The following is a 9,444-nucleotide window of genomic DNA, read 5'->3' on the forward strand; positions in this document are numbered from 1 at the left end:
AACTGTAAAGCGTATATTGCAAGAACGGACTGACCGCTACAAGTCGGAACTGACCGACTCAGGCTCTAGTTACACGCTTGGCAACAAGACATTAACAGAGTGCGAATTAGTCCTTGACTATGTTTGACTACATTTTAAGGAACAGAAATAGCGATGTGGAAAGGATTTCTAGCAGGTTTGGTGGTTGCCAATGGTTTTGAATGGGTGGCACATAAATATATTTTGCACGGAACGCATCGAGCAGGGCAGCGCCGTTATAGTCCTGTGCCTGAAAGTATGAAATCACATTGGGAACATCATCGTGAAGTGCGTAAAACCAGTTTTCACGATCATGGCTATGTCGAAGGGATTCGCAACTGGCGTACCAAAAATGAAATTGTGTCTTTGGCTGTGGTGGCAACGGTGGCCAGTGGCGTGTTCTATCCAATTTCTAAGGGTATGAGTTTGGCTGCGCTATATAGTGCTGCGAATTATTATTATATTCACCGTCGTGCGCATTTAGAGCCAGAGTGGGCAGTTAAGAAAATTCCGTGGCATTATGACCATCACATGAACAGTAATCAGGATGCGAACTGGTGCGTGACCAAACCGTGGTTTGATTATATTTTAGGAACGCGAGTCATTTCAGCACCTGCCTTACAGGAGCAAAATCCGTTAGGCATTGCCTTACCTCGGGTGATTGCACAGGGTTTAAACCATCTGTCTGCTGCATATTTTCCTGCCAAATGGGTCGAGAAAAAATTAGCTGTGGCAGAGCAGTTATCTTAACTGTATTGCAGCAAATGAAGGTTTGTACTGACAGCTTGGGCAAGTCTTGTCGCAAATGGTCAATGTTTTTGGTGTTTTTGGTCAATATTTCAGCTAAAGCTCTGCGTATATTGTGTGCAGTGAAATATCCACGGATGTTTCGGTTGAATATTGTGTGATGATAAATTGATTTTGTTGATTATTTTTTTATAAGTCTATTTAAAAAGATAAAAGAACCTCAGCGCTGTGGTTTTTTGAGTTGATAGGAGTCTTCGGACTCCTTTTTTTCTGCCTAAATTTTACCTTTACTTCAATTTTAAGCTAAAAAAAGTGCAATCCTCAGATTGCACTTTTCACAGTTCGTTTGCACTATGATTTTACAAACGCATTTCAATGCCTTGTGCTGCCAAATATTGTTTGGCTTCAGGAATGGTATGCTGACCAAAGTGGAAAATTGAGGCTGCCAGTACCGCATCGGCACCGCCTTTTAGAATCCCATCGGCCAAGTGTTGTAAATTACCTACACCGCCAGAAGCAATGGTAGGTACCATTACACGGTCATTGATGGCACGCATGAGCGCCAAGTCATAGCCTGCTTTGGTGCCATCGGCATCCATTGAGGTGACCAATAGCTCACCTGCGCCATAGTCTGCCATTTTCACTGCCCATTCAATGGCATCAATACCGGTTGGTTTACGACCACCGTGGGTGAAAATTTCCCATTTGTTATCACCCGTTTTTTTCGCATCAATGGCAACCACAATACATTGCGCGCCAAAACGCTGTGAGGCTTCTTGCACAAATTCAGGGTTAAACACGGCTGCAGAGTTAATGCTGACTTTATCTGCACCTGCGTTAAGTAACAGGCGGATGTCCTCAACCTTACGCACGCCACCACCAACGGTGAGGGGCACGAACACGGTTTCTGCCATACGTTCTACGGTACGATAAGTCGTATCACGACCATGATGGGTAGCGGTAATGTCTAAAAAGGTGATTTCATCGGCACCTTGTTCATTATAACGACGCGCCACTTCTACAGGGTCGCCCGCATCACGAATATCAAGGAATTGCACGCCCTTAACCACGCGACCATTATCTACGTCTAGGCAAGGAATAATACGTTTCGCTAGCATAAATTTTTCCAATTATTACAGCCGATTATGAAACTCACCCACACAAGCGCTACACCTTGGCAGATGGAGCGGGTATTCTATCAAACTTAGCTCAGGTTTTTCGCAGGTTTTCTATGTCGGTTTATACTCCTTTGACTTTAAAGGAAGTTCAGGTCTTTGCAGCGCCTTATGGATTGGAGGTGGTCGAGCTGATTCCCATTCAAGGGGGGATTCAAAATACCAATTATTTTTTGCGCTGCGACAATCAAAACGAGTACGTGCTGACCATTTTTGAAGAATTAGATCAGCAAGCGGCAGGTGAATTAATTCCTGTATTGCAGCATTTGGGGCAAGCGGGTTTGCCTGTGGCAGTGCCTTTATCCTATTCGGGACAAGCCATTCACCAATTAAAAGAAAAACCTGCACAAATTGCACCGCGTTTAATTGGGCAGCATCCGACACTGGCAACAGTGGCGCAAGTGGAAGCGATTGCGATTGCACAAGCCAAAATGCATGTGGCCTTACAAAATTTTCCTTTGCAGCGCGATCATGTACGTGATCATGCTTATTGGGCAGGGGTCGCACGCCAATTAAAACCAAGCATGCATGTGGCCGATCAAGCCTTACTGTCCAAACTTTTGGGCTTGTATGAAGCTTTAACCGCAGTCTATCCGCAGCGTCCCAAAGGTTTTATTCACTCGGATTTATTCCGTGACAATACCTTGTTTGCAGATGATCAGTTGCAAGGCATTTTAGATTTTTATGAATTAAATCAAGATGAATTGCTGTTTGATATTGCGATTACCCTAAATGATTTTTGTACCGACTTTCCTGAGTTGAGCTTAAATGAAAGCAAGGCGATGGCATTTTTAAATGCCTACGAAACCGTGCGTCCTTTAACCCAAGACGAAAAGGCTTGTTTAGAACTGTATTTGGCAATGGCGGCAGGACGTTTTTGGTTAATGCGTTTGCAGGTGGCTGCTAAAAATGCGGCAGAAGGGCGGACAGGCGCAGATATTCTGCAGAAAAATCCAGATGAAATGCGGAATATGCTGATTGAACGCTTAAAGTTTGTGACAGCTTGAGGGATATAGAACATGCGTGATCAAGGGCGTTTAGTCGAATGGTTTGATGAGCAGGGTTATGGGTTTATTCAGCCGAATGACCACCAAAAAGATCGCGTGTTTTTACACATTAAGGACTTCGCCCGACAAGGTCCACGTCCAATTGTGGGCTGTGCCTTAGAATACACAGTGACTGTGGATGAGCGTGGACGTTACCGAGCGCAGCAAGCGGTGTATTTAAAAGCTTCGCAGACCAAGGCGGCAAAGGCATCTGCTGTGAGTACAAAAATATCCAACAGCACGCAAAAAATGCAGCCGATGCAAATATTGTGTGTGGCTTATATTGTTGCTTTGGCTTTGCTGACGCTGTTGGGATTGCTCAGCGGCATGTTGTTATTATTCATCAGTTTGATGAATGCGCTGAGTTATTGGCTGTATGCACAAGATAAAGAAGCTGCACAGCAGGGCGGGCGTCGTATTCCTGAAAATAATTTGCATATCGTGGCTTTTTTAGGGGGCTGGCCTGCAGCATGGTTAGCACAACAAAAATTACGCCATAAAACACAAAAACAACCCTTTGGTAAGATTTATTTTTGTACGATAGGCTTAAATATCTTGCTGATTTTATGGTTAATTTCTCCGTTGAATCAGCTCAGTATCTAATTGGGAATATTGTTCCAGTAACAGGCTTGTCAGGTGCATTATGTCAGAAGCAGAGCATTCATATTCAGTAGATCAAGACCCACATCGTTCATTGACCATGATTTTATATGTGCTGTATATCGTGGCGATTTTTTCTGCGGGGATATTGGCCGTGATTGCCTTAATCATCAACTATTTAAAACGTAGTGATGTACAAGGTTCAATTTTTGCCAGTCATTTTACTTGGCAAATTCGCAGCTTCTGGTGGTATCTGTTTTGGAATATTGTGGCCTTTGTGCCGTTCTTTTTGGTGTTCTTTAGTCCAGATGCGCAAAGCTTTGCCAGTATGACTTTGGCTGCGACACTTTTCTGTATCGCAGTGGTTGCTATTTCGTGGTTATGGATTGTTTACCGTGCTATACGCGGTTTAATTCGCGTGAATGATAATTTACCGATGTATCATTAAATTCACGTTCGTTCGTCTTTTTAAGATGTTTTGAGCGATCTTGCCTAGATGCTGTTCATTCAACTTTTTGGGATGATGTGTTTCGTTTTAAAAATTTTGGTCGCCATTCGCTGACCAGCACGCCTAAAACCACCAGTAGTCCACCGAACAACGCCAGAACTGCCAAGCGCTCGCCTGCCAAACGTCCAATCAATGCGGCCCAAACAGGCTCACCTGCATAAATAATAGCAGCTTGCGCAGGGTCTACTTGTCGTTGCGCCCAGTTCATCACCAATTGAATCACGGCACTGGCAATGCCTAAGCCGAGCAAAACAGCAAGGAGTGACCACTGAAATTCGGGCAATTGAGTTTCTCCAACCCATGGTGCAATCGCAAAACACAATAACGATGCACAACCCAGTTGGATGAGGGTAACGCGCTTTAAATTGACCCGATTGGCAAAATAGCTAATTAAAATAATTTCAAAGGCAATCGCAATTGAACCGATTAAAGTAATGGCTTGTCCAAAACTTAACTGAATTGCGCCTAAGCCATTGCCTGTTAAAAAGACCAAGCCTACAAATGCCAAAATAGCACCCAACCAAGTCATGACATGCGGACGTTGATCAAAGCATAACCACAGCAATAGCGGTACAAGCGGGACATACAGCGCCGTTAAAAAGGCCGATTCGCTACTGCTGATACTTTGTAAGCCAATGGTTTGAGTGACATAACCTAGCGCAATGACTGCGCCTATGGCAAAGCCTGCATAGAGTTCATCGATGCTAAAACCACGTAAGCTTCGCCATGAAATCAGCCCCACGGCCAACGTGGCTGCGGCAAAACGTAAGCCTACAAACAGTACTGGACTGCTGAAGTTCAAACCGTATTGCACGGTAATGAAGGTTGCACCCCAAATTAAGGTAATCAAAATGAGCGCCAGTTGCGGCGCTTTGCTGCGAAGCATTGGTGAAAGCTGAGACATAGAACCAGTGGGAGATGAAGAAAACTCAAAATGAGTAAAATAAAATCAAAATAAAAAAGAGGTCCGCAGACCTCTTTAAAAATACGCGGCAGAATTACAAAGATTGCTCATCTAAAAGCAACTGTGCCTCACGCAGGCTTAACGTGCCTTCGTAAATTGCACGACCTGTAATCGCACCTAAAATGCCAGGCTGACCTTTTAGGTTGCGTACGTCATCTAAATTGGTCACACCGCCAGAAGCAATCACGGGTAAGCCTGAATATTGCGCCAAGTTTACGGTTTGTTCTACGTTCACACCTTGCATCATGCCATCACGGGCAATATCGGTATAAACAATGCTAGATACACCTGCATCGGCAAAACGCTTAGCTAAATCTGTTGCCTTCACGTCTGTGACGTTGGCCCAACCATCAGTAGCCACCATGCCATTCATGGCGTCAATGCCGACAATGATGTGTCCTGCAAATTTCTTGCAGGCTTCTTCTACAAAAGTAGGCTCTTGTACGGCTTTGGTACCAATAATCACGAACGATACGCCTGCATCCAAATAGTGTTCGATGGTTTCGAGTGAACGAATACCGCCACCAATTTGAATTGGAAGATCCGGTTGTGATTTTGCAATCGCTTCAACCACAGGTTTATGAATTGGCGTACCTGCGAAAGCGCCGTTTAAATCGACTAAATGCAAGCGACGCGCGCCTTCATTTACCCAGTGTTGTGCTGTTGCCACTGGATCGTCAGAAAATACAGTATCATCTTCCATACGACCTTGTTTTAAACGAACACACTTGCCATCTTTCAGGTCAATTGCAGGGATGATCAGCATGCTTTCGCTCCTTGCCAAAAACTTATTGAATTCAATCTGTGCATCTTAACAAAGTATTGTTAAATATCTAAGCATCTGTTGTAGGTTTTGTTTTAGAGGGACGAATCCGCAATTTGAGTGAACTGTTTGGGATATGCTCGGGCAATAGACCCAAACGCCCCAATTCTTCAAATATCAACACAGGTGCGTAGGCATCGGCGGCAGCATAGGCAATTTGTGCTTCACTGAGCTGTTTGCATGCCCAGTTTGAGGTGCTGATACTTCGGCTTTTAGGGAAATGAACGTGAAATAATAATGCCATGGCATTTTTAAGCCCAAGCGGACTTTTAAAACCAAAACTGCCAAAACATTTGGATAGTTCAATCACGCTATTTAGTTGTATACCTTTTTTACGAAATAAATGGGCATCATTTTTCAGCCCAAAACCTACTTTAATTTGATCGCGATTGGCAAAAACTGGCTGCAAAAATTGCCAAATGTCATCATTGAGCTGAAATAGATAGGCTTTTTCTAAGGTTGCGAGCTGAATTAAATGCGGGCCTGTAGAAACTTCGCCTACATTAAACGTGGGTTTAGATTCAGAATCGAAACCCAAGACAGCTGCGGTTTTCAGTTCAGCTTCAATTGCTAGACATTGCTCTAGATTTTGAATCAGTACAATATTTTGACGCGCAATATTTTCAAACAGTGGCAATTGCCGAATTTCATCAGGGCTAGGCAGGGTACGCAGACGAGTGAGATCCATAACATTCAAAGCGGTAAAGAAGCGGTTTTAGCCTAAAGCGTTTTGCGGAATTTGGCAAAGTTTAAAAGATAGAAAATGCTGTGCAGGACAAAGATTGCAGCGAATATCCTGAAAAAATAGCCCAATAGATGGGCTATTTCGAAATATCAACCAAGTGGAATATTTTTGCTTAGACGTTGCTGAATATACCTGACAAGAAGCTGCCAATAATCGCCAAAATCATCAGCACAATAAAAATCCAAGCCAGTACTTTTTCCCAACCTGCAGTTTCACGTACCGCACCATAGCTATTTTGACGATCATCGCCAGGTGCAAATACCAAATATAAACCCATAATAATATTCACCAAAGGCACCAAAATCAGCAAAGATAACCAGCCAGTATGATTGCGGTCATGCAAGCGGCGGATGGTGAAAATAAAGCTAAAATAGAACGCAACGATATAAATGATCACGAGCAAGATCATGCCGATGCCCATAGAGCCAGAGCCGAGCTCTAGCAATAAATTGGGTGCAACAACGGCAATAATTGCAATCAGTACTGCAAGCCCCAAGCTGAGCAAACAGTTCCACGCTAAAAATGATAATCGACCAAAACGCCCCGCTGCACTGAGTGCAGAATCTTCTACATATTGACTCATTGTTGTAATTCCTAGATTTTTTGAATTTTCTGTCGCATACCGTATATTTGCTCAAAAATCTTGTGAGATATCTCTCTCACATCGCAAACATAGACCAATTATCGACAGACTCTCAGTTTATTTTGAATAAAAGGTATAAAAAACGCTTTAATTTTAAACACAAATCAATGTGCAATAAAAGTGAAAAACATTCACGCAAAAATAAAGCCGAGATTAACTCGGCTTTATTGATTGAAGCATCCTGAATATTAGATATTCCATTCCACAAAGTTTTTTAGTAACTGCAAACCAACAGTGTGACTTTTTTCTGGGTGGAACTGCGTTGCAAACAAGTTGTCTTGATGCAGGGCTGTACAGAAAGTTAAACCATAATCACAGGTCGCGGCCACGATTTTTTCATCTTGCGGTTCAACATAAAAACTATGCACGAAGTAAAAACGCGCATCTTGTTCAATGTTGTTCCACATAGGGTGGCTCGGGTCACGTTGATGTACCTGATTCCAACCCATGTGTGGCACTTTTAAACCTGCTACTTCAGGAAAGCGTTTGACTGTACCTGCAAAAATGCCCAGTGCATCTGCTCCGCCATTTTCTTCGGAATGTTGCATCAGCGCCTGCATGCCTACACAAATTGCAAGTACAGGTTTATTAAAGACCGCGTTGCGTACCACGTCATCAATGCCAGCTTCATGCATGCCTTGCATACAATCACGCATAGCACCCACACCTGGAAACACAATTTTATCGGCTTGTGCAATCAGTTTTGGGTCATTGGTCACATCTACCGTTGCACCCACATGCTCTAAAGCTTTCGCTGCAGAGTGTAAATTTCCCATGCCATAGTCAAGAAGGGCAATTCGGGTCATTAGAGTGTTCCTTTGGTTGATGCCACTGTATTTTCAGCACGCGGATCGACTTCACATGCCATGCGTAAAGCACGTGCAAATGCTTTAAATACGCTTTCAATTTGGTGGTGGCTGTTTTTACCTTTGAGGTTGTCGATGTGCAGTGTCATTAATGCATGGTTGACAAAGCCTTGGAAGAATTCTGAGAATAAATCCACATCAAAAGTACCAATACGTGCGCGGGTAAATGGAATATCCATAAATAAACCCGGACGACCCGATAAATCGACAATCACACGGCTTAAAGATTCATCAAGTGGTGCGTAAAAGTGACCGTAGCGTCGTAAACCTTTTTTATCGCCCAAAGCTTGAGCAAAAGCTTGTCCAAGCGTGATACCACAGTCTTCTACAGTGTGGTGATCATCAATTTCCAAGTCGCCATCACAATGAATATCAATATCAAACAAACCGTGTCGCTTGATTTGATCAATCATATGGTCTAAAAATGGAACTCCAGTGTTGAGTGTGCCTTGACCCGTACCGTCCAGATTCACACGAACTCGAATTTTAGTTTCGTTGGTATTTCTCACCACTTCACTGATACGTTGGGTCATAGACACGTTCCTCAAAAAACGTCAAAAATGATTGATGTAAAATGTTTTCGCTGTGACGAAGTCTCAGCATATTAGATTGCTCAGGAGGGTTAATCAATGCCTATTACCGTACATGCCTATACTTCACTGGAAAATACCGAAGTGCGCAGCCAGCTTGAGCGACTGTATGATACCAGCCCTGAATTTGGCGATGGGCAAGATGCGGTAAGCCAACTTGAGCAGAACTTGGCTCAGTATACCCTACTTTACACGGCAGAATTTAATACTAAAGTGATTGGTGCGATTTGGTGCACAGGGCAAGATGATCATCGTACGCTTGAATATATTGTGGTGCATCCTGCAAACCGTGGTCGAGGTGTGGCAGATCGTTTGGTGAGTGAGGTGTGCCGTATGGAAGAAGCCAAAGGTGTGCAGCACTTTCAGCCGGGTTGTGGTGCGATTCATCGTTGTTTGGCGCATTTGGGTAAGTTGTGAGTTTTTAAAAAGCTGACGTTGTGTCTGTCTTTTCAGTTTATCCGTATAGGTCAAAATTAAATTAGTATCGAAAATCCCTTCTCTTGCGCCATATATGGCTCAGGGATGAGGAATATCTTCCGTAAGAGGATGATGGGGGATTGAAGTATGGTTTTAATCGGATTTGTGAAAGAAGTTTATCCACTGGAGCGAAAAACCTCGTGGTTCAGCACGAGGATATAAGCGACTGGAGTAAACCATATGAACGACACGAAATGTCGTTTTAAATACTTGTACTATAGTCACTATTAAGAAAAATACTG

General features: G+C 43.3%; 12 protein-coding genes. 5 read left to right on the forward strand and 7 right to left on the reverse strand.

The genetic code is table 11. The features are described from left to right. The first annotated feature begins 153 nt into the window (after window positions 1–153). The gene (locus tag FTV41_RS13040; RefSeq protein ID WP_154320231.1) at window positions 154–768 is read left to right on the forward strand and encodes a hypothetical protein; all 615 of its coding nucleotides are present in this window, start codon (window positions 154–156) and stop codon (window positions 766–768) included. Window positions 769–1,124: 356 nt separating this feature from the next. On the opposite strand, the gene hisF is transcribed toward FTV41_RS13040, so the two are convergent. After that, on the reverse strand, window positions 1,125–1,883 hold the full coding sequence (gene hisF, locus FTV41_RS13045; RefSeq protein ID WP_154320232.1) for an imidazole glycerol phosphate synthase subunit HisF: 759 nt from the start codon (window positions 1,881–1,883) through the stop codon (window positions 1,125–1,127). Between the two features lie 113 nt (window positions 1,884–1,996). On the opposite strand from hisF, the gene FTV41_RS13050 reads away from it, so the two are divergent. From FTV41_RS13050 to FTV41_RS13060, 3 genes are read left to right on the forward strand one after another with little or no spacing between them, the layout of a single operon-like run. Then, window positions 1,997–2,947, forward strand: coding sequence for a homoserine kinase (locus FTV41_RS13050; RefSeq protein ID WP_179996676.1), 951 nt, complete (start codon window positions 1,997–1,999; stop codon window positions 2,945–2,947). A 12-nt stretch (window positions 2,948–2,959) separates the two neighbouring features. Continuing rightward, window positions 2,960–3,589 carry a DUF1294 domain-containing protein gene (locus tag FTV41_RS13055; protein WP_167846392.1) on the forward strand — a complete coding sequence of 210 codons (630 nt, stop codon included), beginning with the start codon at window positions 2,960–2,962 and terminating at the stop codon, window positions 3,587–3,589. Window positions 3,590–3,629: 40 nt separating this feature from the next. Then, window positions 3,630–4,034, forward strand: a complete 405-nt coding sequence (locus tag FTV41_RS13060) for a hypothetical protein (protein WP_167846391.1) — start codon at window positions 3,630–3,632, stop codon at window positions 4,032–4,034. 55 nt (window positions 4,035–4,089) lie between these two features. On the opposite strand, the gene FTV41_RS13065 is transcribed toward FTV41_RS13060, so the two are convergent. The 6 genes from FTV41_RS13065 to hisB all read right to left on the reverse strand — a co-directional run bounded on the left by FTV41_RS13065 (window position 4,090) and on the right by hisB (window position 8,668). Then, the gene (locus FTV41_RS13065) at window positions 4,090–4,980 is read right to left on the reverse strand and encodes a DMT family transporter (protein ID WP_228274487.1); all 891 of its coding nucleotides are present in this window, start codon (window positions 4,978–4,980) and stop codon (window positions 4,090–4,092) included. Window positions 4,981–5,092: 112 nt separating this feature from the next. Further along, window positions 5,093–5,824, reverse strand: a complete 732-nt coding sequence (hisA, locus tag FTV41_RS13070) for a 1-(5-phosphoribosyl)-5-[(5-phosphoribosylamino)methylideneamino]imidazole-4-carboxamide isomerase (RefSeq protein ID WP_004974395.1) — start codon at window positions 5,822–5,824, stop codon at window positions 5,093–5,095. A gap of 67 nt (window positions 5,825–5,891) precedes the next feature. After that, window positions 5,892–6,569, reverse strand: coding sequence for a hypothetical protein (locus FTV41_RS13075; protein WP_004974396.1), 678 nt, complete (start codon window positions 6,567–6,569; stop codon window positions 5,892–5,894). Window positions 6,570–6,738: 169 nt separating this feature from the next. Beyond that, window positions 6,739–7,209 (reverse strand): DUF805 domain-containing protein, encoded by a 471-nt coding sequence (locus FTV41_RS13080; protein WP_004974398.1) that lies wholly within the window; start codon window positions 7,207–7,209, stop codon window positions 6,739–6,741. A gap of 248 nt (window positions 7,210–7,457) precedes the next feature. Continuing rightward, entirely contained in the window at window positions 7,458–8,075 is a 618-nt protein-coding gene (gene hisH / locus FTV41_RS13085; protein WP_004974401.1) for an imidazole glycerol phosphate synthase subunit HisH, read from the reverse strand. Beyond that, window positions 8,075–8,668 carry an imidazoleglycerol-phosphate dehydratase HisB gene (gene hisB, locus FTV41_RS13090; protein WP_096902642.1) on the reverse strand — a complete coding sequence of 198 codons (594 nt, stop codon included), beginning with the start codon at window positions 8,666–8,668 and terminating at the stop codon, window positions 8,075–8,077. Before hisB ends, hisH begins: the two co-directional genes overlap by 1 nt. Before the next feature lie 96 nt (window positions 8,669–8,764). Between hisB and FTV41_RS13095 the strand changes: the two genes are divergently transcribed. Further along, window positions 8,765–9,142 carry a GNAT family N-acetyltransferase gene (locus tag FTV41_RS13095; protein WP_096902643.1) on the forward strand — a complete coding sequence of 126 codons (378 nt, stop codon included), beginning with the start codon at window positions 8,765–8,767 and terminating at the stop codon, window positions 9,140–9,142. Window positions 9,143–9,444: the final 302 nt, after the last annotated feature.

This window comes from Acinetobacter sp. YH16051 (genome assembly GCF_013417135.1).
Taxonomy (GTDB): Bacteria; Pseudomonadota; Gammaproteobacteria; order Pseudomonadales; family Moraxellaceae; genus Acinetobacter; species Acinetobacter towneri.

Bases quoted from the DNA above. Each gene is read 5' to 3' on its own strand.
- FTV41_RS13040 (WP_154320231.1), top strand. From the start codon at position 154: ATGTGGAAAGGATTTCTAGCAGGTTTGGTGGTTGCCAATGGTTTTGAA.
- hisF (WP_154320232.1), bottom strand. From the start codon at position 1,883: ATGCTAGCGAAACGTATTATTCCTTGCCTAGACGTAGATAATGGTCGC.
- FTV41_RS13050 (WP_179996676.1), top strand. From the start codon at position 1,997: ATGTCGGTTTATACTCCTTTGACTTTAAAGGAAGTTCAGGTCTTTGCA.
- FTV41_RS13055 (WP_167846392.1), top strand. From the start codon at position 2,960: ATGCGTGATCAAGGGCGTTTAGTCGAATGGTTTGATGAGCAGGGTTAT.
- FTV41_RS13060 (WP_167846391.1), top strand. From the start codon at position 3,630: ATGTCAGAAGCAGAGCATTCATATTCAGTAGATCAAGACCCACATCGT.
- FTV41_RS13065 (WP_228274487.1), bottom strand. From the start codon at position 4,980: ATGCTTCGCAGCAAAGCGCCGCAACTGGCGCTCATTTTGATTACCTTA.
- hisA (WP_004974395.1), bottom strand. From the start codon at position 5,824: ATGCTGATCATCCCTGCAATTGACCTGAAAGATGGCAAGTGTGTTCGT.
- FTV41_RS13075 (WP_004974396.1), bottom strand. From the start codon at position 6,569: ATGGATCTCACTCGTCTGCGTACCCTGCCTAGCCCTGATGAAATTCGG.
- FTV41_RS13080 (WP_004974398.1), bottom strand. From the start codon at position 7,209: ATGAGTCAATATGTAGAAGATTCTGCACTCAGTGCAGCGGGGCGTTTT.
- hisH (WP_004974401.1), bottom strand. From the start codon at position 8,075: ATGACCCGAATTGCCCTTCTTGACTATGGCATGGGAAATTTACACTCT.
- hisB (WP_096902642.1), bottom strand. From the start codon at position 8,668: ATGACCCAACGTATCAGTGAAGTGGTGAGAAATACCAACGAAACTAAA.
- FTV41_RS13095 (WP_096902643.1), top strand. From the start codon at position 8,765: ATGCCTATTACCGTACATGCCTATACTTCACTGGAAAATACCGAAGTG.